The 22,522-nt window shown below is 62.9% G+C and carries 22 protein-coding genes; 14 read left to right on the top strand and 8 right to left on the bottom strand.

Annotated features, from left to right (window positions below; translation table 11 throughout):
- Window positions 1-72: 72 nt before the first annotated feature.
- Genes ACQZF9_RS09305 through ACQZF9_RS09285 form a run of 5 tightly spaced genes read left to right on the top strand, consistent with a single transcriptional unit; the run spans window position 73 to window position 5,505 of the window.
- Complete coding sequence (locus ACQZF9_RS09305; RefSeq protein ID WP_428312956.1) at window positions 73-1,053, top strand: thiamine pyrophosphate-dependent dehydrogenase E1 component subunit alpha; 981 nt, start codon at window positions 73-75, stop codon at window positions 1,051-1,053.
- A 51-nt stretch (window positions 1,054-1,104) separates the two neighbouring features.
- Window positions 1,105-2,109, top strand: coding sequence for an alpha-ketoacid dehydrogenase subunit beta (locus ACQZF9_RS09300; RefSeq protein WP_428313401.1), 1,005 nt, complete (start codon window positions 1,105-1,107; stop codon window positions 2,107-2,109).
- 18 nt (window positions 2,110-2,127) lie between these two features.
- On the top strand, window positions 2,128-2,358 hold the full coding sequence (locus tag ACQZF9_RS09295; protein WP_428312955.1) for a biotin/lipoyl-containing protein: 231 nt from the start codon (window positions 2,128-2,130) through the stop codon (window positions 2,356-2,358).
- On the top strand, window positions 2,355-3,137 hold the full coding sequence (locus ACQZF9_RS09290) for a 2-oxo acid dehydrogenase subunit E2 (protein WP_428312954.1): 783 nt from the start codon (window positions 2,355-2,357) through the stop codon (window positions 3,135-3,137). Before ACQZF9_RS09295 ends, ACQZF9_RS09290 begins: the two co-directional genes overlap by 4 nt.
- Window positions 3,138-3,186: 49 nt before the next feature.
- A complete protein-coding gene (locus tag ACQZF9_RS09285; RefSeq protein WP_428312953.1) occupies window positions 3,187-5,505 on the top strand; it encodes an acyl-CoA dehydrogenase in 2,319 nt (772 codons plus the stop codon).
- Between the two features lie 50 nt (window positions 5,506-5,555).
- Here the strand turns inward: ACQZF9_RS09285 and ACQZF9_RS09280 are convergent, their stop codons facing one another.
- Window positions 5,556-6,407, bottom strand: coding sequence for a MaoC/PaaZ C-terminal domain-containing protein (locus tag ACQZF9_RS09280; RefSeq protein WP_428312952.1), 852 nt, complete (start codon window positions 6,405-6,407; stop codon window positions 5,556-5,558).
- Window positions 6,408-6,535: 128 nt separating this feature from the next.
- On the bottom strand, window positions 6,536-7,033 hold the full coding sequence (locus ACQZF9_RS09275) for a MarR family winged helix-turn-helix transcriptional regulator (RefSeq protein ID WP_428312951.1): 498 nt from the start codon (window positions 7,031-7,033) through the stop codon (window positions 6,536-6,538).
- A gap of 160 nt (window positions 7,034-7,193) precedes the next feature.
- Between ACQZF9_RS09275 and ACQZF9_RS09270 the strand changes: the two genes are divergently transcribed.
- The 6 genes from ACQZF9_RS09270 to ACQZF9_RS09245 all read left to right on the top strand — a co-directional run bounded on the left by ACQZF9_RS09270 (window position 7,194) and on the right by ACQZF9_RS09245 (window position 12,499).
- Window positions 7,194-8,228 (top strand): CaiB/BaiF CoA transferase family protein, encoded by a 1,035-nt coding sequence (locus ACQZF9_RS09270; RefSeq protein ID WP_428312950.1) that lies wholly within the window; start codon window positions 7,194-7,196, stop codon window positions 8,226-8,228.
- A gap of 193 nt (window positions 8,229-8,421) precedes the next feature.
- Window positions 8,422-9,333 (top strand): SDR family NAD(P)-dependent oxidoreductase, encoded by a 912-nt coding sequence (locus ACQZF9_RS09265; protein ID WP_428312949.1) that lies wholly within the window; start codon window positions 8,422-8,424, stop codon window positions 9,331-9,333.
- A 20-nt stretch (window positions 9,334-9,353) separates the two neighbouring features.
- Complete coding sequence (locus ACQZF9_RS09260; protein WP_428312948.1) at window positions 9,354-9,557, top strand: hypothetical protein; 204 nt, start codon at window positions 9,354-9,356, stop codon at window positions 9,555-9,557.
- A 2-nt stretch (window positions 9,558-9,559) separates the two neighbouring features.
- The gene (locus ACQZF9_RS09255) at window positions 9,560-10,819 is read left to right on the top strand and encodes an acetyl-CoA hydrolase/transferase family protein (protein ID WP_428312947.1); all 1,260 of its coding nucleotides are present in this window, start codon (window positions 9,560-9,562) and stop codon (window positions 10,817-10,819) included.
- Window positions 10,820-10,863: 44 nt separating this feature from the next.
- On the top strand, window positions 10,864-12,030 hold the full coding sequence (locus tag ACQZF9_RS09250) for an acyl-CoA dehydrogenase family protein (RefSeq protein ID WP_428312946.1): 1,167 nt from the start codon (window positions 10,864-10,866) through the stop codon (window positions 12,028-12,030).
- Between the two features lie 13 nt (window positions 12,031-12,043).
- Window positions 12,044-12,499, top strand: a complete 456-nt coding sequence (locus ACQZF9_RS09245; protein WP_428312945.1) for a MaoC family dehydratase — start codon at window positions 12,044-12,046, stop codon at window positions 12,497-12,499.
- A 52-nt stretch (window positions 12,500-12,551) separates the two neighbouring features.
- Here the strand turns inward: ACQZF9_RS09245 and ACQZF9_RS09240 are convergent, their stop codons facing one another.
- From ACQZF9_RS09240 to edd, 3 genes are all read right to left on the bottom strand, one after another.
- Window positions 12,552-13,283, bottom strand: coding sequence for a hypothetical protein (locus tag ACQZF9_RS09240; protein WP_428312944.1), 732 nt, complete (start codon window positions 13,281-13,283; stop codon window positions 12,552-12,554).
- A 244-nt stretch (window positions 13,284-13,527) separates the two neighbouring features.
- Complete coding sequence (locus ACQZF9_RS09235; RefSeq protein ID WP_428312943.1) at window positions 13,528-14,163, bottom strand: bifunctional 4-hydroxy-2-oxoglutarate aldolase/2-dehydro-3-deoxy-phosphogluconate aldolase; 636 nt, start codon at window positions 14,161-14,163, stop codon at window positions 13,528-13,530.
- 14 nt (window positions 14,164-14,177) lie between these two features.
- On the bottom strand, window positions 14,178-15,998 hold the full coding sequence (edd, locus tag ACQZF9_RS09230; RefSeq protein ID WP_428313400.1) for a phosphogluconate dehydratase: 1,821 nt from the start codon (window positions 15,996-15,998) through the stop codon (window positions 14,178-14,180).
- Between the two features lie 248 nt (window positions 15,999-16,246).
- On the opposite strand from edd, the gene zwf reads away from it, so the two are divergent.
- Genes zwf through ACQZF9_RS09215 form a run of 3 tightly spaced genes read left to right on the top strand, consistent with a single transcriptional unit; the run spans window position 16,247 to window position 18,904 of the window.
- Window positions 16,247-17,707 carry a glucose-6-phosphate dehydrogenase gene (gene zwf, locus ACQZF9_RS09225; RefSeq protein WP_428312942.1) on the top strand — a complete coding sequence of 487 codons (1,461 nt, stop codon included), beginning with the start codon at window positions 16,247-16,249 and terminating at the stop codon, window positions 17,705-17,707.
- Window positions 17,685-17,966 carry a 6-phosphogluconolactonase gene (locus ACQZF9_RS09220; RefSeq protein WP_428312941.1) on the top strand — a complete coding sequence of 94 codons (282 nt, stop codon included), beginning with the start codon at window positions 17,685-17,687 and terminating at the stop codon, window positions 17,964-17,966. Before zwf ends, ACQZF9_RS09220 begins: the two co-directional genes overlap by 23 nt.
- A 2-nt stretch (window positions 17,967-17,968) precedes the next feature.
- Window positions 17,969-18,904, top strand: coding sequence for an SIS domain-containing protein (locus tag ACQZF9_RS09215; RefSeq protein ID WP_428312940.1), 936 nt, complete (start codon window positions 17,969-17,971; stop codon window positions 18,902-18,904).
- A gap of 23 nt (window positions 18,905-18,927) precedes the next feature.
- Here ACQZF9_RS09215 and araH read toward each other — a convergent pair whose 3' ends face one another.
- From araH to ACQZF9_RS09200, 3 genes are read right to left on the bottom strand one after another with little or no spacing between them, the layout of a single operon-like run.
- Complete coding sequence (gene araH / locus ACQZF9_RS09210) at window positions 18,928-19,929, bottom strand: L-arabinose ABC transporter permease AraH (protein ID WP_428312939.1); 1,002 nt, start codon at window positions 19,927-19,929, stop codon at window positions 18,928-18,930.
- Window positions 19,930-19,948: 19 nt separating this feature from the next.
- Complete coding sequence (gene araG / locus ACQZF9_RS09205) at window positions 19,949-21,436, bottom strand: L-arabinose ABC transporter ATP-binding protein AraG (RefSeq protein ID WP_428312938.1); 1,488 nt, start codon at window positions 21,434-21,436, stop codon at window positions 19,949-19,951.
- Between the two features lie 16 nt (window positions 21,437-21,452).
- A complete protein-coding gene (locus tag ACQZF9_RS09200; RefSeq protein WP_428312937.1) occupies window positions 21,453-22,475 on the bottom strand; it encodes an arabinose ABC transporter substrate-binding protein in 1,023 nt (340 codons plus the stop codon).
- Window positions 22,476-22,522 lie beyond the last annotated feature (47 nt).

Genomic DNA, 22,522 nt, shown 5'->3' with positions numbered 1-22,522 from the left:
CACTAGAGAAATAGCCGACACCACCCAGAACCGCGGTCGACGCGGCTTCGATTCACTTCAGGAGCGAGAGCAATGGGCATCACGCAACCGGACAGCAAGACGCTGATCGATATCTACCGGAAGATGACGCTGATCAAGACCAGCGACGATCGCGTGATCGGCGCGATGAAGGCGGGGCGCATGCAGATGCCCTACTACTCGGCGCGCGGCCAGGAGTGCATCCCCGCCGCGATCAGCACGCTGCTGACCGACGAGGACTACCTGGTGACGATCTACCGCGGCGTGCACGACATGCTCGCCAAGGGCCTGCCGGCGAAGCTGCTGTGGGCCGAGCTGGCCGGCAAGGTCACCGGCAGCTGCAAGGGCAAGGGCGGCCCGATGCACCTGACATATCCGAGCAAGGGCTGCATGGTCACCACCGGCATCGTCGGTTCGAGCATGCCGATCGCCTGCGGCCTGGGGCTGGCCGCGCAGCTGCGCGGCGAGAAGCGCGTGACGGTCGCCAACTTCGGTGACGGCGCGTCCAACATCGGTGCCTTCCACGAATCGCTGAACCTGGCGTCGGTGTGGAAACTGCCGGTGATCTTCGTCTGCCAGAACAACCGCTTCGCCGAGCACACGTCCTACGCCAAGGGCACGTCGGTGGCCAAGATTTCGGATCGCGCAGCCGGCTACAACATGCCGGGCATTCACGTCGACGGCAACGATCCCGTCGCGATGTACCACGCCGCCCAGCAGGCCATCGAGCGCGCACGCTCAGGCGGCGGTCCGACGCTGATCGAGGCCGTGACATTCCGCTTCAACGGCCACCTGATCGGCGACATGGGCGAATACATTCCGAAAGCGGAATACGCGGCGGCCGTCGCCGCCGATCCGTACCCGAAGTACCGCAGCTGGCTGATCGAGCATCAGCATGCGAGCGTCGCCGAGATCGACGCGATCGACGCCGAAATCAGCGCCGAGATCGATGAAGCCGAGGCGTTTGCGATGAGCAGCCCGCCGCCGGACGCGATCGAAGTCAAGCGCGACGTCTACGCCTACGACATTGCCTGAGGAAGATCGAACATGAGCACGGAAGAAAAAGCGGTCACGAACTTTGGCGAAATGAACAGCGCCGCGGCCAAAAAAGCGCCTGCGCAATGCAACATGATCCAGGCGCTGAACTGGGCGCTACACGATGCGATGGAGGCCGACGAAAACGTCATCCACTTCGGCGAGGAAGTCGGCGACGCCGAAGGCGGCGGCATCGTCAAGATCAGCGCCGGCCTGTCGACCCAGTACGGCAGCCGCGTGCGCTCGACGCCGATTTCGGAGATGGGTTTCATGGGCGCCGCGGTCGGCGCTGCTGTCGTCGGCTTCAAGCCGGTGGTCGAAGTCATGCTGATGAACTTCGTCGCCGTGTGCATGGACCAGATCACCAACCATGCGGCCAAGCTTCGCTTCATGTCCGGCGGCCAGACGCACGTCCCGATGGTGATCCGCACGATGACCGGCTCGGGCTTCCAGAACGGCGGCCAGCACTCCGACTTTCTCGAAGCCTGGTTCTGCCATACACCGGGCATCAAGGTGGTGATGCCGAGCAATCCCGCGGATGGTTACGGCCTGCTGCGTTCGGCGATCGAAGATCCGGACCCGGTTCTGTTCATCGATCATCTGAACAACTACTGGACGCCCGGCGTCGCCCCGGTGCGCGGCACCAGGATCCCGCTGGGCAAGGCGCGCATCCATCAGGAAGGTAAGGACGTCACCGTGATCGGCTACAGCCGCTCGATGCTCGACATTCCGCCGGTCGCCGCCAAGCTCGCGGCCGAAGGCATCAGCTGCGAGGTGATCGACTTGCGCACGGTCAGCCCGATCGACATGGACACGGTACTGGCCTCCGTGAAGAAGACCGGCCGTGCGGTGATCGTGCACGAGGCGGTGAAGTCCTTCGGCGTGGGCGCCGAATTGTCGTCGCGCATCCACGAGGCGCTGTTCCGCGAGTTGAAAGCACCTGTGGAACGCGTCGCCAGCAACGACAGCCCGGTGCCGTACGCGCCGCCGCTGGAAGCCGCGTTCCTGTACAGCCACGCCGACATCGAAGCGGCCATCCGCAAAACCCTCGCCTAAGACTGAGCACCGAAGAACATGAGCACCGAAATCCTGCTGCCGAAAATTGGCTTTTCGATGAACGAAGGCACCATCGCCGAATGGATGGTGGCCGATGGCGCGCGCATCGACAAAGGCCAGCCGCTGTATTCGTTGGAGTCCGAGAAATCGGTGCAGGAAATCGAGGCACCGGTGTCCGGCACGCTCAAGATCTTCAAACAGCCCGGTGAAAGCTTCCCCGTCGGCACCGTGATCGGCGAGATTGTATGAGCGAGGCGCCCAAGGCACCGGCACCGCCGGTAGCGGCGACGCTCGACCTGGCGCCTTGGCCGCAAGTCGATTTCGCCGCGTTCGGCGAGGTCAGCGTCAAGCCGCTGTCGCGCATCCAGAAGCTCGTCGGCAGCTTCCTGTCGCGCAACTGGGTGATGATCCCGCACGTCACGCATCAGGACGAAGCCGACATCGGCGCAATGGAAATCGCGCGCAAGGCGCTGTCGGCGAGCAGCGGCGTCAAGATCACGCCGCTGGCCTACCTGGTGAAGGCCGCGGTCGCCGCGCTACAGGCGCATCCGCAGTTCAACGCCTCGATCGACGGTAGCGGAAAGAACCTGGTTTTCAAGCAGTATTTCCATATCGGCATTGCCGTGGATACGCCGGGCGGCCTGCTGGTTCCGGTGATTCGCGACGCCGATAAAAAAAGCCTGGTCGAAATCGCCGAGGAAATCGCCGAGGTCTCGCAGACCGCGCGCACCAAGGGCCTGTCGCTGGATCGCATGAGCGGCGGCTGCTTTTCGATCAGCTCGCTGGGTTCGATCGGCGGCACCGGCTTTACGCCAATCATCAATGCGCCAGAGGTGGCGATCATGGGCGTTACCAAGGCGCAGCTGAAACCGGTCAATGTCGACGGTCAGCTGGCCTGGCAGAACACCCTGCCGCTGTCGCTATCCTACGATCATCGCGTCATCAATGGCGCCGATGCCGCACGCTTCTGCCGAAGCTTCGCGCAAGCGCTGTCGCAGCCTCCCGCGGCCGGTAACGGCGGCGCCTGAAACCGGGCACCAACGTACGCCGCCCCTCTCTTCACCGAAGATCGGACTCATGAGCCTTGCACGTACCGACGAGCAGCGATTGCTGGCGGAAAATCTCCGCCGCTTTCTCGCCGAGGAAAACCAGTTCGAGCACCATCGCCAGCGCCTGAACGCAATACCGCCGCAGCGCCTGGCGCTGTGGCCGGGCCTGGTCGACATGGGCGTGATAGGGGCCGCGTTCGACGAGGGCAGCGGCGGTTTCGCCGGTGATGCACGCAGCATCGCAGTGGTGATGTTCGAACTCGGCCGCGCACTGGCAATCGAGCCTTTTCTCGGCAGCGCGATCGTCGCCGGCCGGGTACTGCTGCACTTGACCGATGCCGCCGAACGCGAACAGCAGGTCGCCGCAATGATCGGCGGCGAGCGCATCAGCGTGCTGGCTCATGATGCCGGCTTCGATCCGTTCGCAAAGCCCCTGCTGAAAGCCGTGCGCAGCGGCGCCGGCTATTCACTGAAAGGCCGCGTGCGTGGCGTGCGTCATGCCGACGTCGCCGACGACTTCCTGGTCAGCGCACAGATCGACGACGGCGATGTCGCGATTTTCCGCGTCGCGCGTTCGGCCATCGACAGCGCAAGCCATCGGCTGATGGACGGAGCCGGCGCCGCCGATCTCGCCTTCGACGGTTTCGTCTGCAGCGACGATGCCCGCCTGAAGCTGTCGGAACCGGCCATGGCGGTGATCAGTGACGCGCTCGAATGGGGCCTGTTCGGCCTCACCGCCGAAGCCGCCGGCCTGATCGAAGCGGCCAACGAGGCGACGTTCCGATACCTGGGCGAGCGCAAGCAGTTCGGCGTGATGATCGGCTCGTTCCAGGCGCTGCAGCACCGCGCGGCCGACATGTACATGGCGGCGCAGGAAGTCACCGCGATCGTCAATCTGGCGATCGACGCGCTGGCCGACGGCGTCTCGCCAAGACGCTCGGTGCTGCTGTCGGCGGCCAAGGTGCTGGCCGACACCGCCGGCCGCCGCGTCGGCCACGACGCGATCCAGATGCACGGCGGCATGGGCGTCAGCGACGAACTCAATGTCAGCCATTTCGGTCGTCGCCTGGCGACGATTCGCGCCGAGTTCGGTAGCGCCGATCTGCACCGTCAGCGCTTCGGCTGCGACCAGGATCTGAGCGACATCCTCGCGCTTCAGGATTCCGACGAGGCTCGCGCCTGGCGCGACGAGGTGCGCGAATTCACGCGCAAGCATCTGCCAGAAGCGATCGGCCGCAAGGGCGCGCTCGGGCTCGAAATCAACAAGGAAGACTACGTCGGCTGGCAGAAAGTGCTGTACCAGCACGACTGGTTCGCCGGCGCCTGGCCGCAGGAACACGGCGGCCAGGGCTGGGATCTGCGCAAGCAGCTGATCTTCGCGCAGGAGTCGACGCTGAACAACGCGCCGATGATTCGCCCGTATGGCGTCAGCATGGTCGGGCCGGTGATTTACAGCTATGGAAGCGATGCACAGAAGCGCGACCATCTGCCGGGAATACTCAGCAACGACGTCTGGTGGTGCCAGGGTTATTCCGAGCCGGGAGCGGGCTCTGATCTGGCCGCGATCAAGACCACTGCCGAACTCGACGGCGATCATTACGTCGTCAACGGCGCGAAGATGTGGACGACCGAAGCTCACTGGGCCGATTGGATGCATTGCCTGGTGCGTACCGACAAGAGTGGCAAGCCGCAGTCGGGCATCACTTTCCTGTTGATCGACATGAAAACGCCGGGCATCGAGATCAAGCCCATCGTCACCATCGACGGCCTGCATCACACCAACGCGCTGTTCCTTGACAACGTGCGCGTGCCGGTCGGCAATCGTGTCGGGGCCGAAGGCCAGGGATGGGGCATCGCCAAGTTCCTGCTCGGCAACGAGCGCATTTCGATCGCCGATACCGGCCCGAAGCTGCGTCTGTTACGGCATGTGAAAGCGCTGCATGCGCGAGCCATGGCCAGCGCCGATGTGCCGGATGCGCTGAAGACGCTGATGAGCACCAGGCTGGCCGACTTGTCGATCCAGCTGATGACGCTGTGTGCGCTCGAGCGCCAGTACATCGAGGCCTGGGCCGACGGCGCCAAGTTCGGCGCGGAAGCCTCGATCCTGAAGGTGCGCGGCACCGAGATCCTGCAGGCGATCACCGAACTCGGACTGGAACTGGAAGGCCCGCTCGCGGCAGCCTTCGATCCCGAGGACCTGCATCGCTCGCCGTTCGAGCACTTCGACGAGATTCGGCAGGCCAGCCTGATGGGCCTGGAATACCTCTACGGCCGCTGCTGGTCGATCTTCGGCGGCACCAACGAAATCCAGCGAAACATCATCGCCAAGCAGGTGCTCGGCATTTGAGGCCAGCGCAGGCCGGCAAAATATCGCCGAACTGCGCCGGAATACCGCGACTACACCAGCGTCGCGGTCCCGCGATCCAGCACCACTTCGTTGCGCTCGACACTCAGGCAACGGAACTGAACCGCACCGCCCTCGCCCAGCCAGTACTCGGTGCGGATCGTATCGCCCGGATAGACCGGCTTGGTGAAGCGAGCGCCCATGCCGCGTAGACGCGTGGCATCAAAGCCCGCAATCGCCTTGATCAACGTCTGGCAGGCCACGCCATACGTGGAAAGACCCTGCAGGATCGGGCTGGCGAAGCCCGCTTTGCGGGCAACGGCCGGGTCCGCATGCAGCGGGTTGTAGTCGCCACTGAGCCGGTAGATCAGCGCCGCGATCGGCAATGTCGGCATGTCCAGCGCGCCATCGGGCGCGCGTTCCGGAACCGCCGGTAGTGTCTTGCCCGGCTCGCCCCAATTGCCGCAACCGCCATCACCGCGCAGGAAATAGGTGCTGCCGACGGTCCCGATCAGGTCGCCCGCAGTGGTGTGCAGGGACTTTTCGAAATACACCATGGCGCCGGTTTGCGGGCCCTTGTCGACCACGCCGGTAATGCGATAGCGGCCAAGCACTTCACCGCTCGACGGCAGCGGCTGTACCAAGTCGAAGTGCTGCTCGGCGTGAACCAGCTTGACCCAGTTGGTTTCCAATTCCGGGGCCTTGATCCAGAACCCGGGATGCGCGAGTACGCAGGCCTGCGACGGCAGGGCCTGCAATTGCCCTTCGTAGACGAAGCGCAGCTCGCTTTCGTTCAAGGGGTCGCTGCAGGCGCCGACGCCGAGTGCGTAGAGCATCGTGTCGCGCTGCGTGTACTGCGAGCGGAGTTCCGGAAACGACCAGGACAGCAGCTTTTGCAAATTCATGGCGCAAGTGGATTCGTCAAGGCATCTATATGGATGCCGCTATATGATACGCTCGCTAACGATACTGATCCACACTGACCGGTAGTGAACGATCGACGCCACCTGCCACGAGTCCATCGCAAGCCGTTTCAGCTTGCTTTTTTCTCGCTCGGCTTGCGGCCGGCAGTGGCGCTGGGCACGCCTTCCATCTGGATCAGGTTCTGTTTCATCTTGGCCAACAGGCGGATCAAAGTGTCTTCTTCCTTTTCGGTAATGCCATCCATGATTTCGGCATTGACCACTTTGGACACTTTCTCAAGCCGGGTGATCAGCAACTTGCCCTTGGCCGAAATCAGTACCCGCTTGGAACGGCGGTCGACCTTGTCAGGCTGGCGCGTGACGAAGCCGGCACTCTCCAGTCGATCGATCAGCCCCCCGAGCGTCACCTTGCCGACGTCGAGCAGGCGCGCAAGTTCGATCTGCATGTATCCCTCTCCGTCATGGCGCGAGAGATTCGCCAGAACCCACCACTGCGAACGAGTGATTCCGAGACTTTTCAGTCTCTGATCGTAGACGGTACGACGCAATCTGGAGACGTCATGGATCAGGAATCCGGTACGCAACAAGCTGGGCTTGGTTGTTTTCATCGTCAGGAGTCTTTTTAGAGGTGCTTAATCATATGCTAGGTCACTTTTTCTGTCTCACGGATTCAGCCTTCTGCCGGGAGCGGCCATGAGCCGGAGGGGGCCTCTGGACGGCGTCCGTGTTCTGGAGATACAGGGGATCGGTCCGGGGCCGTTCGCGGCCATGGCACTCGCCGACCTCGGCGCCAACGTGCTGCGGATCGCACGCCCCACCAAGGGCGGCGCGTCCAAGTTCAACCCGGTGCTGGATCGCGGACGCTGCGGGCAGATCGCGCTCGACATGAAGTCTGAAGACGGCCGAGATCAGCTGATGAAGCTGCTGGATCAGGCTGACGTGCTGATCGAAGGCTATCGTCCGGGCGTGATGGAGCGCCTGGGACTCGGGCCCAGCGAATGCCTCGCGCGCAATCCCAGGCTGATCTATGGCCGCATTACCGGATGGGGCCGTGAAGGCCCGCTGGCCCATACCGCCGGGCACGATATCAACTACATCGCACTAAGCGGCGCGCTGCATGCCTGCGGGAATGCCGAATCAGGGCCATTTCCGCCGCTGAACCTGGTCGGCGACTTTGGTGGTGGCGGCCTGCTGCTGACTCTGGGCATTGCCTGCGCGCTATTCGAATCCAGAATCTCCGGCCGTGGCCAGGTCGTGGATGCCGCGATGGTCGACGGCGCCTCGATGCTGATGTCGATGATCTACGGCCTGCGGGCCAACGGCCGCTGGCCGGCGCAGCGAGCCGGCAACATTCTCGACGGCAGCGCCTACTTTTATACCTGCTACCCCTGTGCTGATGGCAAGTGGGTCGCGGTCGGCGCGATCGAAGCAGACTTCCGGCTGGCGCTTTTCGAGGGCCTGGGCATCGCCAGCGACACCAAGATACTGATGCAGGTACGCGACGACGACCCGCAGGTACGTGCGCGAATCGCCGCGATATTCGCAAGCCAGCCGCGCGAGCATTGGCAGCGCGTCTTCGAGAGTACCGACGCCTGCGTCACACCCGTGCTATCCATCGACGAGGCGGCCGACCATCCGCACAACATCGCGATGGGCAGCGTGCGACGCATTCAAGGCGCCAACCATCCAGCCCCAGCGCCGCGCTTCAGCCGAACGCCGGCGACGACGCCCGATGAACAGCAAACCCGCGAGCTGATTTCCCAATGGCAGCTGGAGGACGCCGCGCTGCTGCCACTGGGCTAGATGCAGCGCCGTTCCAGCAGTCGGCTCGAGCACGCGGCATCCAGGCAACTGGACGCGGCGCCATCAGGTTTCGTATGCTGGCGTACCGTACTTATGTGTACGTACTCGTCTTCGCCAGCACGGACCGGATGTCGCTGCTGAATCCGCGACGCGAATCGAACATTCAAAAGCCACTCATTGGGAGACAGACAAAATGGCGAACACGCTAACTGGGAAAGTAATCATCGTGACCGGCGCCGGCCGCGGTGTCGGCGCCGAGATCGCCAAGATGGCCGCCCGCGAAGGCGCCAAGGTCGTGGTCAACGATCTCGGCGGCAACGAGAAAGGCGAAGGCGGGACGCTCGGCCCGGCCGAGGAAGTGGTCGCCGAAATCGTCGCGGCCGGCGGCGAAGCGATCGCCAATGGCGCCAACGTCGCGTCCTGGGATGGCGCTCACGAGCTGTTTGCTGCCGCGATGAAGACGTATGGCGATGTCGATGCGATCGTCAACAATGCCGGCATCCTGCGCGACACCATGTTTCACAAAATGGGGGAAGCCGAGTGGGACGCGGTGGTTGCCGTCAACATGAAAGGCTGCTTCAACGTGGCGCGCGCCGCCGCACCGCATTTCAAGGACAAGCAGAAAGGCGCCTTCGTCCATATGACCTCGACCAGCGGTCTGATCGGCAACTTCGGCCAGGTCAATTACGGGGCAGCGAAGATGGGCGTAGCCGGCCTGTCCAAGTGCATCGCACTGGACATGGCGAAGTTCGGCGTGCGCTCCAACTGCATCGCGCCGTTTGCATGGACGCGCCTGGTCGGCACGATACCGGCCACCCCTGAGAACGCCGCGCGGATCGAAGTCGCGAAGCAGATGACGCCGGATAAGATCGCTCCGTTCACGCTCGCCTTGTGCAGCGATGCCGCCAAGGATGTGACCGGCCAGATATTCGGTGTTCGCCGCAACGAAATACTGTTGTTCAGCCAGCCCCGCCCGATCCGCTCTGTGCATACCAAGGAAGGCTGGACGCCGGAAAGCTGCATTGAAACCGCACTGCCGGCGCTGCGCGGATCGTTCTACAAGCTGGACCGGTCGGCGGATGTGTTCACCTGGGATCCGATCTGATCCGCGGCAAGCGAGTCGTCATGGTTATGGCGCACCACGGGAAGGCCGGCGCTGCCAAGTTCAGGCGCCGGTGCTCGCTGGCGCTGAATGGCAAGGGCGTGTTCGAGATCAATCGCAAAGGCGGCGGCGCCAGGCTGATCGAACTCGCCAGCGGCGTCAGATTCTATGAGCTGCGCAGCAAGACCGAAGCTTCTCTCACCGTCGCCAAGGGCTTGTCGGGCTGACAATGGTCAGGCAGCTCGCGATCGCCGGCCTGCTGGATACGCTGCAAAGCGGAGAAACCGCGTTTATTGCCGGCTCCGCGGGCGAGCCTGTCGAACTCACACAAGTGCTCGTTGAACGCCCCGAACACGCGAGGGGCGTTCGCTTTATCACCAGTTTCGTGCCCGGCATCAATGGCCGTTGCCTCGCGTCACCGGCGGTACAACGGCGCATGCAGGTGTTCTTCATGCAGCCCGCGTTCCGCGATGCGAGACAACAGGGACTGCTCGAATTCAGCCCGATCAACTATTTCGGCATCCATCAATACCTGCAGGATGCCGCGACACCGCTCGACAGCCTGATCGTGCAGGTCGGAGAACCCGATGCCGCTGGCCTGTGTTCCCTTGGGCCCGCCGTTGAATTCATGCCCGGTCTGTTGCTGCGCGCGAAACGAATTCTGGCCGTGATCAACCCGAATGTGCCGGATCTTCCGGGCGCACCGCGCGTCAGCATGGAGGCCTTCACTGCTTATGCGCGCTCCGCCGCGGCGCTGCCGCAGTACGATGCCGGCCGCAGCAACGACGCGGCGACGCGCATCGCGGCCCATCTGGCCACCTTGATACCGGATGGCGCCACGCTGCAGGTCGGCCTGGGTAAGGTGCCGTCGCAACTGCTGCCCGTGCTACGCGGCCATCGCGATCTCGCGTTCCACAGCGGCATGCTGTCGGATTCGATACTCGCGCTTCTCGACAGCGACGCGCTGCGTGTCGATCGACCGCTGATGACGACGGTGGTCGCAGGCTCTGAAGCGCTATACCGGCAACTGCCGTCGCTGCGTACGCTGCACCTGGCCGGCGTCGAGCGCACGCATGATCCGCAGGTGCTCGGCCGGCTCGAAAAACTGCACGCGATCAACTCGGCAATCGAGGTCGATCTGCTCGGCCAGGTCAATGCCGAAGTGGTCGACGGCCGCTACGTCAGCGGCCCGGGCGGTCTGCCCGACTTTGCCCAGGCCGCGCACCGACAGGCCGACGGTCTGTCGATCATCGCGCTGCCTGCCAGCGATCCCGCCGGCCGCGTATCGCGCATCGTCGCGCAGCTGGCGGCGGGCACGCCCGTCACGGTCCCGCAGCACGACGTCGACGTCGTCGTCACCGAGTACGGCATCGCCCACTTGCGCGGCGTCGCTCTGGACGAGCGTATGCAGCGACTGATCGGCATTGCCCATCCCCATCATCGCGACGCCTTGCGTTCAGCTGCACGCGATCAGCTCGCGAGCATCTGACCGCCAACCGATCCCCAGGGATCGCCCCCCTTGCCGAGGACACCATGGACTTTTCACTCACCGAACTGCAGCGCGAAATCGACACCAGCGTGCGCAAGGTCTGCGCCGAATTCACCGATGACTATTGGCACGAATGCGATGAAAACGCGCGCTTCCCCGAAGAGTTCTACTCGGCGATGGCCTCGGCCGGCTGGCTCGGCATCACCATGCCCGAAGAACTCGGCGGCGCCGGTCTGGGCGTAACCGAGGCGGCGATCATGATGCACGCCGTCGCCAACTGCGGCGGCGGGCAATCCGCCGCGTCGAGCATTCATATCAATCTGTTCGGCCCTCATGCGATCGTCGTGCACGGCACCGACGAACAGAAAAAACGCTGGCTGACGCCGCTGATCCAGGGCAAGGAAAAGGCCTGCTTCGGTGTCACCGAGCCCGACGCCGGCCTCGACACGACCAGCATCAAGACCTTCGCCAAGAAAGTGGACGGCGGCTACCGCGTCACCGGCCGCAAGATGTGGACCTCCACCGGCCAGGAGGCGCACAAGATCGTGCTGCTGGCGCGCACCACGCCCAAGAGCGAGTGCAAAAAGCCCACCGACGGCATGACACTGTTCTACGCCGATCTCGATCGCAGCAAAATCGAAGTACGCCGCATCAAGAAACTCGGCCGCAATGCGGTGGATTCGAATGCGACCTTCATCGACGACTATTTCATACCGGAATCGGATCGCATCGGCGAGGAAGGCAAGGGCTTCTATTACCTGCTGGACAGTCTGAATCCCGAACGCGTGCTGGTCGGCATCGAGGCTATCGGCCTAGGCCGCGACGCCTTGCAGCGAGCATCCAAGTACGCGAAGGACCGCGTCGTCTTCGGACGGCCGATCGGCAAGAACCAGGGCATCCAGCATCCGCTGGCCGAGGCCTGGACGCTGCTGGAATCCGCGTACTGGATGTGCCTGCGAGCCGCCTGGCTGTACGACGCCGGCCTGCCCTGCGCCGCCGAAGCCAATGCCGCCAAGTTCCTGTCGGGCCGCGCCGCCTTCGACGCCGCGACCAAGGCGGTGCTGACGCACGGCGGCATGGGTTACGCGCGCGAGTTCCAGGTCGAGCGGCTGTTCCGCGAATCGATCCTGCCGCGCATCGCGCCGGTCACCGAACAGCTGATCCTGTCGTTTATCGGCGAGAAGGTGCTCGATCTGCCGAAGTCTTATTGAACAGGAGCCCACCATGCCCGGCGTATTCTTCGACGACCTCACGGTCGGCCAGATTTTTCAGCACCCGATCCGACGCACGATCACCGAGACCGACAACGTCTGGTTCACCGCGATCACGCACAACCCGGCGCTGATCCATCTCGACGAGGCGTATTGCCGCGAACACACCGAGTTTGGTCAACGCATCGTCAACAGCGCGTTCACCCTGGGCCTTATGACCGGCATATCCGTCAACGAGACCACGTTTGGAACTGCGGTCGCCAATCTTGGCTGGGACGAAGTGCGTTTTCCCAAGCCGCTGTTTCACGGGGATACGCTGCGCGTCGAAACCGAGGTGCTGGAACTGCGTGAAAGCAAATCACGCCCGAATGCCGGCATCGTCGTATTCATGCATCGCGGCTACAACCAGAGGAACGAGCTGGTGGCGCACTGCAAGCGAAGTGGCCTGCAGCTCAAGCGTCCCCAGTAGTCGCCAGTGCGGTGCCGGCGCTCGAAAAGCGGTGCCGGAGCCGCCTGCCGGGTCAGGCCGTCACGGGCGGCCGGTATTCAGGCAGCGTGCGGAAGTAGAACAGCGCCGCGACGCTGATTCCGATATTGCCGGTCGCTACCAGCCAGTAGAACGGCTGAAGGAAATACGGATCGCTGAGAAACATCCACGCCCAGAAGCCCGTCGTCAGTAGCACGAACCCGGTCAGCAAAAAAGGCGAGAAACCCTTGCGGCTGCCACGCGCCCGCATCATCGCGATGTTGAACATCGGCGCCAGCACGACGGTTGTCGAGAATGACAGCAGGTAATACGGGTCCTCGATCATCGACATGAACCACCAGAACAGTCCGTAGGTGAACAGCTGCAGGCCGATGTAACTCGCCAGTGACTGTGGCAGGCTCATGCCCGGAAACAAGTCGCGACGCGAAAACCGCAGGATCTGGTAAGTGACCACGCATTCGCAGGTCGCAAACACCACCAGCGCAAACCAGAAAGCGCGAACCAGCCAGAAGTCCACTTCATGGAACCAATGATGGAAGTTCATCACGTACGTGGTGTCGTGAGAAAAGAACCAGAGGTTTCCGACCAGCGGGATCGAGTGGGTCCTGTGCTTGAAGCCCATCTGGATCGCGCCAAAGTACTGCATGTACGCGCCGACAAACGACACGATACAGGCGCCGAGCACCAATCCCAGATTCTGCGAGGTATTCGCCACCACCGCCGCCGGATCGTAGCTCAGCCCACCATTCATGAATTCGAAGACCATTCCCTCTCCTTAGAAGCCGAGCCCGACTGGTGGATTCGGGCGCGGTGACTTCCGAAACGTTCCAGGCGCCAGCACCGGTCTATAAACATCGTTCTAATGCGAACTATATTGCTGCTGACTGAAAACGCCAACACATTTGGCAGCTGGATCTTGGCCTTGTCGCGGCTGGACGGCCCCAGACTCGTGATGATCCCGGTGCTCCCTATCGCCTCAGTTCGTGCTCATACGCTGAAAGCGCCGTTCATTACCGCAGTTGCGATGCCTGCTGAGCTAGACGAGTAATCCCGGCCCAATCTCGCGCCTCGATCAGATCCGCCGGAGTCAACCACGAGCCGCCAACGCAAGCGACGTTCGGCAGCGCGAGGAAATCAGTCGCCGATGTCGGACTGATGCCGCCCGTGGGGCAGAAGCGGACTTGCGGAAACGGGCCATTCAAGGCTTTAAGCATGCCGATGCCACCGGCCTGCGCCGCAGGGAAAAGTTTGAGTGCCGTATAGCCGGCGTGGATCGCAGCGATCACGTCGGAAGGCGTCATGACGCCAGGCAACATCGGAAAACTCAATTCCGTCGCAGCGGCCAGCAGTGACGGCGTCGCGCCCGGGCTCACGCCGAAGCTCGCACCGGCGGCCTGCGCGCGCCGAATGTCGGCATCGTTGATCAGGGTGCCGGCGCCGACCAGAGCCTCCGGCACCGCATCGACGATCGCGCGGATGCTGTCGATCGCGGCGGGCGTGCGCAGCGTGACTTCCAGTACGCGTACACCACCGGCGATCAAGGCACGCGCCAGGGGCACAGCGTACGCGACATCCTCGATGACGATCACGGGAATCACCGGCCCCGATGACAGGATTTTTTCGACGGCGTAATGGGAAGGATGCATAGCTCGGCGCTCGCTCAGGCTGCGAAGAAGGAAATGGCACCCTGCTCGGCACCGGTGACGGAAGCGCGAGCGGCGGCGAACAACTCGCGGCCGACACCATGGTGGTTCGGCGAGAGATCGGGCACCTCCACTTCACGTTGCAGCCATTCGCCGGCATCGACCAGGGCGTCCAGGACGCCAGCACCGGCGTCCACCCGAATGAGGTCGCCATTGCGCACCCGCCCGAGAGGACCGCCTGTCAGGCACTCCGGTGTCACGTGTATCGCAGCCGGAATCTTGCCGCTGGCGCCCGACATGCGTCCGTCAGTGACCAGCGCAACGTTGAATCCCTGGTCCTGCAGCACGCCCAGTGCCGGTGTCAGCTTGTGCAACTCCGGCATGCCATTGGCGCGGGGTCCCTGGAAACGCAGGACGGCGACGAAGTCGCGGTGAAGCTCACCCCGCTTGAACGCAGCGAGCATGTCGTCCTGGTTATCGAACACCAGTGCCGGCGCCTCGACAATCCGATGTTCAGGTTTGACCGCGGAAGTTTTGATGATCGCGCAACCGAGATTACCGCTCAAAAGCTTCAGGCCGCCATCGGCGCTGAACGGTGCATTGGCAGAAGCCAGCACCGCGTGGTCGAGGCTGCAGGCAGCCCCGGGAACCCAGCTTAGATTTCCGGATTCGAGCCTGGGCTCCGTCGTGTAGCGGCGCAGGCCTTTACCTGCGACGGTGGTGACGTCCTCATGCAACAGCCCTTCGTCGAGCAGCTCACGGGTCAGCAAGCCGACGCCGCCAGCGGCATGGAAGTGATTGACGTCAGCACTGCCGTTTGGATAGACCCTGCACAGCAGTGGCACCACATCCGAGAGGGCATCGAAATCGTTCCAGTCGATGATGATGCCGGCCGCACGTGCGATCGCCACGAGATGAATCGTGTGATTGGTGGACCCGCCCGTAGCCAGCAAGCCGACGATGCCATTGACGATCGCGCGCTCATCGATCACGTCAGCGATCGGCGTGTAGTCCGCGCCGGATCGCGTGATCTGCGCCGCTCGCGTCGCCGCCGCAGCGGTTAATGCGTCCCTCAGCGCGGTATTGGGATTCACGAACGCTGCACCCGGCAAGTGCAGCCCCATGACTTCCATCAGCATCTGATTGCTGTTGGCGGTGCCGTAGAACGTGCAGGTTCCAGGGCCATGATACGAGGCCATTTCCGCTTCCAGCAGCGCCTCGCGACCGACCTTGCCTTCGGCATGAAGTTGCCGCACCTTGGCTTTTTCGGGATTCGAAAGGCCGGTGGCCATCGGGCCGGCAGGCACGAAGATGGCCGGCAGATGCCCGAACTGCAGTGCGCCTATCAGCAGACCCGGCACGATCTTGTCGCAGACACCGAGGTACAAGCCGCCGTCGAAAACATTGTGCGAGAGCGCAATCGCGGTCGACATCGCGATCACGTCGCGGGAGAACAGCGATAGCTCCATTCCCGCCTGCCCTTGCGTAACACCGTCACACATGGCGGGTACGCCGCCCGCGAACTGGGCAACCGCCCCCGCTTTTCGCGCGGCGTCTTTGAGAATCGCCGGAAAGCGCTCCAGCGGCTGGTGCGCCGACAGCATGTCGTTGTACGAAGAAACGATGGCGAGATTCGGCCACCGACCGGCGCGCAGAACGGATTTATCGTCTGCAGGCGCAGCGGCGAAGGCGTGAGCCAGGTTGGTACACGACGCCCGTGACCGAACCGTTCCTGCCTCGGCAGCATCGGAGCACCGCTTCAAATAAGCACTCCTCAAAACGGCGCTACGGGCTCGCAGGCGTTCGGTAGCGGCGTGAATAACAGGATGTAGGGGCATACGGTGGACTTCCATCATTCGGCGCGATGATGCATCGGGGGCGGTAGTAATACTACATTACAAGCATCAAAAACTGCGTTAAAAGCTCGCTTGTTCTTCAAGCTGATAACAATTCCCGCGAGCCATGTATATGAATTTATATATGGTATTAAGACGAAATTTCATGCTTCAATCGTGATCCCTTGATGGCTCTGACGCGCTCAATATAGAATGTAGTAACGAAACATAACCTGAGTAACGGGCGACCTATGTCATCGCTTGAAGCATTCGATTTCGTTCTGTTTGGCGGTAGTGGCGATCTGGCTATGCGCAAGCTGCTGCCGGCCCTGTTCTACCGCCATCTCGACACCGCTCCGAACCAGGGCTGGCGCATCATCGGAACCGGCAGGGACGCACTCACCCGTGATCAGTACCTGGCCCACGTTGAAGAGAACTGCAGAAAGCACGTCCCAGCCGGCGACTTCACCGACGACGCATGGAAAGCATTCGCCCAGTGCCTCAACTACGCGCGGCTCGACGCCAATAATGCAAAAGACTTCGACTCGCTGGCCGAATGGCTGAAGGACAGCGGTAGCAGAATCCGTGTTTTCTACCTGGCGACCGCGCCGAGCCTGTTCGCCAGCATCTGCGCCAACCTCGGCAACGCCGGACTGGTCACACCGACCAGTCGCGTCGTTGTAGAGAAACCACTGGGGCGGGATCTGGCCTCCGCAACGCGCATCAACGAAGACGTCGGCAAGGTGTTTACGGAAGAACAGATCTTTCGCATCGACCATTATCTCGGCAAGGAGACGGTTCAGAACCTGATCGCCCTGCGTTTCGGCAATGTTCTGTTCGAGCCGCTGTGGAATCGTTCGTGGATCAGTGATGTGCAGATCACCATTGCCGAAACTGTCGGTGTCGAAGGCCGAGGCGAGTTCTACGATTCAACGGGCGCGCTTCGCGATATGGTCCAGAACCATTTGCTGCAGTTGCTCTGCATCGTCGCGATGGAGCCGCCGATCAGTCTTGAGCCCGACGCCGTGCGAAACGAAAAGCTGAAGGTGTTGTGCGCTCTGCGTCCTTTCACCGACACCGACGTGGGAACCAAAACCGTTCGCGGCCAGTACCGCGCCGGCGCTATCCGCAACAAGCCGGTACCCGGCTATCTGGAAGAAGAAGGCATTTCCCCGAAAAGCCGGACCGAAACCTTCGTCGCGATCAAAGCCGAACTCGACAATTGGCGCTGGGCCGGCGTGCCGTTTTACCTGCGTACCGGCAAGCGCATGGACGAAAGACTGGCCGAAATCGTCGTCAATTTTCGAGGCGTGCCCCATCCGATCTTTCCCAACGGCGGCGAAGGTGGCGCCAACCGCCTGGTCATCAGCCTGCAGCCGAACGAAGGCCTGCAGCTTGAGGTGATGGCAAAGCTCCCCGGCGAAGGCATGCAGGTTCAGCGGATTTCGCTCGATGTCGCCTTTGCCAAGACCTATCAGATGCGTCAATGGGACGCCTACGAGCGCCTGATCATGGACGTGATCCGCGGCAAGCTGACACTGTTTATGCGCCGGGACGAACTGGATGCGGCCTGGATCTGGCTGGAGCCGATCATGAGCGCCTGGGATCGGCACGTCACGCCGATGAAATTCTATCCGTCAGGCACTTGGGGGCCAACCGCGGCCAGCGCCTTGGTCATGCGCGAAGGCCATGCCTGGCATGAGGAGATGTAGCCTTCATGAGGCCCGGGCGCTTGATCCGAAACGGGCTGCGGATGTCGCAGCGATCAATCCCGACAACGCGCCGTATGAACGTATGAGCTTGACGCTGGACGCGCTGTTGGACAGCTGCCGGCTGATCATCATTGCGGCTGGCGAGAAAAAGCGAGAGGTTCTCGAGCGCGCAGCCGCGTCCGACGACCCGCTACGCTTTCCAATCGCGGCCGTTCTATTGCAGGATGCGGTTCCCATGCACCTATTTTGCGATTTCTGATTTTGAAGAAACCCCGAAACCTCTCACCCAGAGCCAGGAACCCGAAAGGACAGGCCGCTCCGGCACCCGTCTCCCACCGTAATCCGTTTCTCGAACGCATCAAAGTCGAACTCGATCGCCTTCGCAAGTCGGAAAGAGCCGTCGCGGAATTCGTGCTGGCGGAAAGTCTTGAAGTGCTCAACCTGTCGATCGCGCAGACCGCATCCCGCGTCGGCGTGAGCCAGCCGACGGTCGCCCGTTTCTCTACCGCACTGGGATTCAGCGGCTTTCGCGAATTCAAGCTCAGGCTGGCGCAAAGCCTGGCGGCCGGCGTGCCGTTCGTTCATCAGGACGTCAATCCAGATGACAAGATGGCCGTCGTTGCACAAAAGGTCTTCGACAGCACGATCGGAGCGCTGATGTCGGTGCGCAATCATTGCGATCCGGTGCGCACACAGCAGGCCGTCGACATCCTCGCCAAGGCCAGGCGCATCGAGTTCTACGGCATCGGCAACTCCGGCATCGTGGCACAGGACGGACAACTCAAGTTCTTCCGTTTTGGAATTCCCTCGGTTGCTTATCTGGACGGGCATTCCATCGGAATGGCGGCGACGGTTCTGAGAAGCGGTGACGCGGTCGTCGCGATCTCGGCGACAGGGCGCACGTCAGACATCATCGGCGCCTCCGAAATTGCGCGCGAGTGCGGCGCCGACGTGATCAGCATATCCCCAGGCGGCTCGCCCCTGTCGAAACGGGCCAACATCGCCCTGAGCGTCGACGTGCCGGAAGATCCCGATGTCTACGCGCCGATGACCACACGCCTGGCCCACCTGGCGGTTCTCGACGTCCTGTCAGTCGGCGTCGCGCTTGCCTTGGGCCCAGCCCTGCTCGAGCGCCTTGAACGAACCAAGAAGACATTGCGCGATAAGCGCATTGGTCCCCCAGAGATTCACTCCTAAGCTGTTTTCGAATTGCTCGACTCTCACGGCACCACGCGGCTGCGTTTCCAGCGATCGAACAGCACTGCCAGCATCAGAATTCCGCCACGCACGAGATACTGGTAGAAGGTCGGCACATTGAGCAGGCCCATGGCGTTCTGTACGCACCCCATGATCAGCACGCCGACAATCACGCCCGATATTGCGGCGATGCCGCCTGTCAACGAGACGCCGCCGAGCACACAGGCCGAGATCACGGCGAGTTCCAACCCCAGCGAGGTTTTGGGATCACCCAGGCTCATGCGTGAGGCGAGCAGCACGCCGGCCAGGCCGGTGATCAGCCCATGCACGGTAAACACCACGATGCGCACGCGGGTAACCGCCACGCCGGAAAGACGTGCGGCCTCGACGTTGCCGCCGATCGCCAGCACGTTCTTGCCGAACACGGTGCGGTTGAGCAGTACTCCAAACAGCACGAAGGCGAATAGCATGACCCACACCGGGATTGTCAGTCCGAGGATCGCCGTAGAGCCGAGCAGGAAGAAGCGCTCCTGCGTGATGATGACCGCGTCGCCTTGCGAGACGATGTAGGCCAAACCACGCACGATCTCCATGCTTGCCAGCGTGGCGATCAGCGAGTTGATGCCGAAGCGTGCAATCACCACGCCGTTGACGAAGCCGATCAAGGCGCCGGCCGCGACCCCGGCCGCGACGCCGAAAACGACGCTGCCGCTGGCGCTGGTGATGGTTGCCGCTACGACGCCGGAGAACGCCACGATCGACGCCACCGACAGATCCACCTCGCCGAGCGCCAGTACCAGCATCATCGTTACGGCGATGGTGCCGGTCAGCGCCACGGCCAGCAGCAGCCCGCCAAGATTGCGCTCGGTCAGGAAGTCCGGAATCGCGAACGCCATCCCCACGAACAGCAGAATGAAGATGCCGACGATGCCGGAGTTGCCGAGCAGCCGAGACAGCAGCGCGCGGCTGGATTGCGACAGACTGGGCGCCGTCAGAGTCTGCGGAATAGCTTGCTGTTTGTTCATGCGGTAATCCCTGTGCGTTTCATCCGGGCAGCGCCATGGTCAGCAGGCGCTCCGGCGTGGCGGCGGTGCGATCGACGATGTCCACCAAGCGGCCTTCGCGCATCACCGCCACGCGGTCGCTGATCGCTGCCACTTCGGGAAGGTCGCTCGAAATCACGATGATCGCCTTGCCGCTCTCGGCCAAGGCATAGAGGATGGAATAGATCTCTGCGCGCGCTCCCACGTCGATACCCCGCGTGGGCTCGTCCATTACCAGCAGATCAATTTGTTCGGACAACCAACGCGCCAGTATCACTTTCTGCTGGTTGCCGCCGGACAGGGTGCCGATGCGCCCGTGCGCGTTACCCGGACGGATGTTCAAGCGCTCGACATAACCGCAGGCGTTATCCACCTCCCAAGCGCGATTCACGAACAGCCCGCCGCGCAGCGTGTGACGGCGCGCGCTGATGTTGAGATTGTCGATGACGCTGGCCGTCGGGAAAATGCCTTGCTGCTTGCGATCCTCGGGACACAAGGCGATGCCGCGACGGATCGCCGCACGCGGATCACCGGCCTTGACTGCGTTTTGCTTGAACACGATGTCGCCGGAACGTGGCCGCGTCGCGCCGCAGATCAGCCGAATCAGTTCCGTGCGACCGGCGCCGACGAGTCCGAAGAAGCCGAGAATCTCGCCGCGGCGCAGCGTGAAATCCACCGGCTCGAAGACGCCGGGGCCGGTGAGACCTCGCACTTCCAGCAGCACTTCGCCCTGTGTGCGCGGCCGCCAGGCGTAAATGTCATCGATGGCGCGGCCCACCATCTCGGCCACCAGCGAATCGTGCGTGACCTTGCGGATATCCGGATGCGCAGCGATACAGGCGCCATCACGGAACACCGTGACGGTGTCGCACAGTTCGAAAACCTCCTGCATCCGATGAGTGACGTAGATGATGACGCGCCCTTCGTCGCGCAGCCTGCGCACGATGCGTTTCAGGCTGTCTATCTCGCGCACCGACAAGCTGCTGGTGGGTTCGTCGAAGGCGATGATGCGGGCATTGCGCAGTAGCGCCTTGCCGATCTCGACCATCTGCCGCTGACCGATCGACAGCTCGCCGACGCGCACGTCGGGATCGATGTCCTCGCCTAACTCCGAGATGATCTGCTGCGCGCGCGCACGCAAGGCAGGCCGGTCGACGAAGCCGAGCTTGGACGGCAACTGCCCCAGCAACAGGTTCTCAGCCACGCTCATGTTGGGAGCCAGATTGAGCTCCTGGTAGATGATCGCGATGCCAGCGTCCAGGGCCTCGCCCGCACTGCGAAAGCGGACCGCGTGGCCGTCTATACGCAGAGCGCCGGCGCTGGGCCGGTTGACGCCGCCGAGCACTTTGAGCAGCGTCGATTTGCCGGCACCGTTCTCCCCCATCAGCGCATGAACCTTGCCGCCTTCGACGCGGAAGCTGACACCCTTGAGCGCCTTGACGCCCGGGAATTCCACGCTGACGTTGTCGACTTCCAGCAGAGTGGTCACAGCGCCGCCAGCCTCATCAGAGGCCGAGATCGGCGCGGACTTGCTGCCAGTTGTCACGCGTCATCAGCGTACCGGTGGTCTCGGTATATGCAGCCGGCTGGACGCCGTCGCGAATCCAGCGCACCAGCGCAATCGCGGTGTCGCGTCCGTGCCGCGTGGAACTCACCGCTACGGTGCCGAAGAATCCGGTCGGCTCGCTCTTGGAAAATTCGGCGAACGCCGCGCCCGAGCCGTTGATGCCGAGGCCGATGACGTCGCCGGCTGGGACCTTGAACTGTTCGGTCGCGCGCACGCCGCCCAACACGCTTTCCTCGTTCAGCGCGAAGATGATCCAGTGCTGGATCGCAGCGTTCTTGGCGAGTATCGGGCTAGCTGCGGTCAGGCCGCTCTCGGTATCGGTACTGCGCTGCGGCGCGTCGAAGATATGCGCCTCCGGGAAGCCCGCCTCGGTCAGCGACTGGGTCGCCCCGTCGGTGCGTTCCTTGGCCGTCGGCAGTTCGTTGTTGGTCAGCCGGATCGCGCCGACGTCGGCCATGTCCCAACCGCGGTGCTTCATCTCCGCAACCAGCGCACTGCCCACCTGCCGGCCGATGTTGTAGCCCGACATGCCCAGGTGCGGAACGTCCGCGATCGGCTTGCCGTCGGACCCGATCAATTGGTCGTCCACGCTGATCACCTTGAGATTGGCCGAACGCGCCCGGGCCATGATGGCCGGCCCCAGGTGCACGTCCGGCGCACAGATCACGAAACCCTGCGCGCCCTGAGCAGCCAGATTGTCGATCGCGGTCATCACCTGGGCGCCATCCGGGCCAGCGATGCGGACCACCGAAAAACCCATTTCGCGGCCGGCGGCTTCGGCGGCCTTGTGCTCGTTAATGAACCAGGCCTGCTCCGGCATCTTGACGATGAATCCGATCTTCACCGGACGCGGGGCGCCCTCCTCACCGCCGCGCGAGCACGCACCGACGGCCATCGCAGCGGCGAACACCGCGACGACGGTCAGTAGCTTGCCTACCGACAACCGCTTTGCGTGCGACATGGCAACTCTCCTCGTGGCTCTGAATTGGCCTCTCGTCTTGCCTTACG

This window comes from Hydrocarboniphaga sp., assembly GCF_965279055.1.
Lineage (GTDB): Bacteria > Pseudomonadota > Gammaproteobacteria > Nevskiales > Nevskiaceae > Hydrocarboniphaga.
This window is presented reverse-complemented; position numbering and strand designations above follow the sequence as displayed.

Excerpts from the sequence above, each read along its gene's own strand:
- ACQZF9_RS09260 (WP_428312948.1), top strand. The coding sequence starts at position 9,354 with ATGGTTATGGCGCACCACGGGAAGGCCGGCGCTGCCAAGTTCAGGCGC.
- ACQZF9_RS09240 (WP_428312944.1), bottom strand. The coding sequence starts at position 13,283 with ATGGTCTTCGAATTCATGAATGGTGGGCTGAGCTACGATCCGGCGGCG.
- ACQZF9_RS09200 (WP_428312937.1), bottom strand. The coding sequence starts at position 22,475 with ATGTCGCACGCAAAGCGGTTGTCGGTAGGCAAGCTACTGACCGTCGTC.
- ACQZF9_RS09275 (WP_428312951.1), bottom strand. The coding sequence starts at position 7,033 with ATGAAAACAACCAAGCCCAGCTTGTTGCGTACCGGATTCCTGATCCAT.
- ACQZF9_RS09220 (WP_428312941.1), top strand. The coding sequence starts at position 17,685 with ATGCCTGGCATGAGGAGATGTAGCCTTCATGAGGCCCGGGCGCTTGAT.
- edd (WP_428313400.1), bottom strand. The coding sequence starts at position 15,998 with ATGCCCCTACATCCTGTTATTCACGCCGCTACCGAACGCCTGCGAGCC.
- ACQZF9_RS09255 (WP_428312947.1), top strand. The coding sequence starts at position 9,560 with ATGGTCAGGCAGCTCGCGATCGCCGGCCTGCTGGATACGCTGCAAAGC.
- zwf (WP_428312942.1), top strand. The coding sequence starts at position 16,247 with ATGTCATCGCTTGAAGCATTCGATTTCGTTCTGTTTGGCGGTAGTGGC.
- ACQZF9_RS09265 (WP_428312949.1), top strand. The coding sequence starts at position 8,422 with ATGGCGAACACGCTAACTGGGAAAGTAATCATCGTGACCGGCGCCGGC.
- ACQZF9_RS09245 (WP_428312945.1), top strand. The coding sequence starts at position 12,044 with ATGCCCGGCGTATTCTTCGACGACCTCACGGTCGGCCAGATTTTTCAG.
- ACQZF9_RS09285 (WP_428312953.1), top strand. The coding sequence starts at position 3,187 with ATGAGCCTTGCACGTACCGACGAGCAGCGATTGCTGGCGGAAAATCTC.
- araH (WP_428312939.1), bottom strand. The coding sequence starts at position 19,929 with ATGAACAAACAGCAAGCTATTCCGCAGACTCTGACGGCGCCCAGTCTG.
- ACQZF9_RS09300 (WP_428313401.1), top strand. The coding sequence starts at position 1,105 with ATGAACAGCGCCGCGGCCAAAAAAGCGCCTGCGCAATGCAACATGATC.
- ACQZF9_RS09290 (WP_428312954.1), top strand. The coding sequence starts at position 2,355 with ATGAGCGAGGCGCCCAAGGCACCGGCACCGCCGGTAGCGGCGACGCTC.
- ACQZF9_RS09305 (WP_428312956.1), top strand. The coding sequence starts at position 73 with ATGGGCATCACGCAACCGGACAGCAAGACGCTGATCGATATCTACCGG.
- ACQZF9_RS09235 (WP_428312943.1), bottom strand. The coding sequence starts at position 14,163 with ATGCATCCTTCCCATTACGCCGTCGAAAAAATCCTGTCATCGGGGCCG.
- ACQZF9_RS09280 (WP_428312952.1), bottom strand. The coding sequence starts at position 6,407 with ATGAATTTGCAAAAGCTGCTGTCCTGGTCGTTTCCGGAACTCCGCTCG.
- ACQZF9_RS09295 (WP_428312955.1), top strand. The coding sequence starts at position 2,128 with ATGAGCACCGAAATCCTGCTGCCGAAAATTGGCTTTTCGATGAACGAA.
- ACQZF9_RS09250 (WP_428312946.1), top strand. The coding sequence starts at position 10,864 with ATGGACTTTTCACTCACCGAACTGCAGCGCGAAATCGACACCAGCGTG.
- ACQZF9_RS09270 (WP_428312950.1), top strand. The coding sequence starts at position 7,194 with ATGGCACTCGCCGACCTCGGCGCCAACGTGCTGCGGATCGCACGCCCC.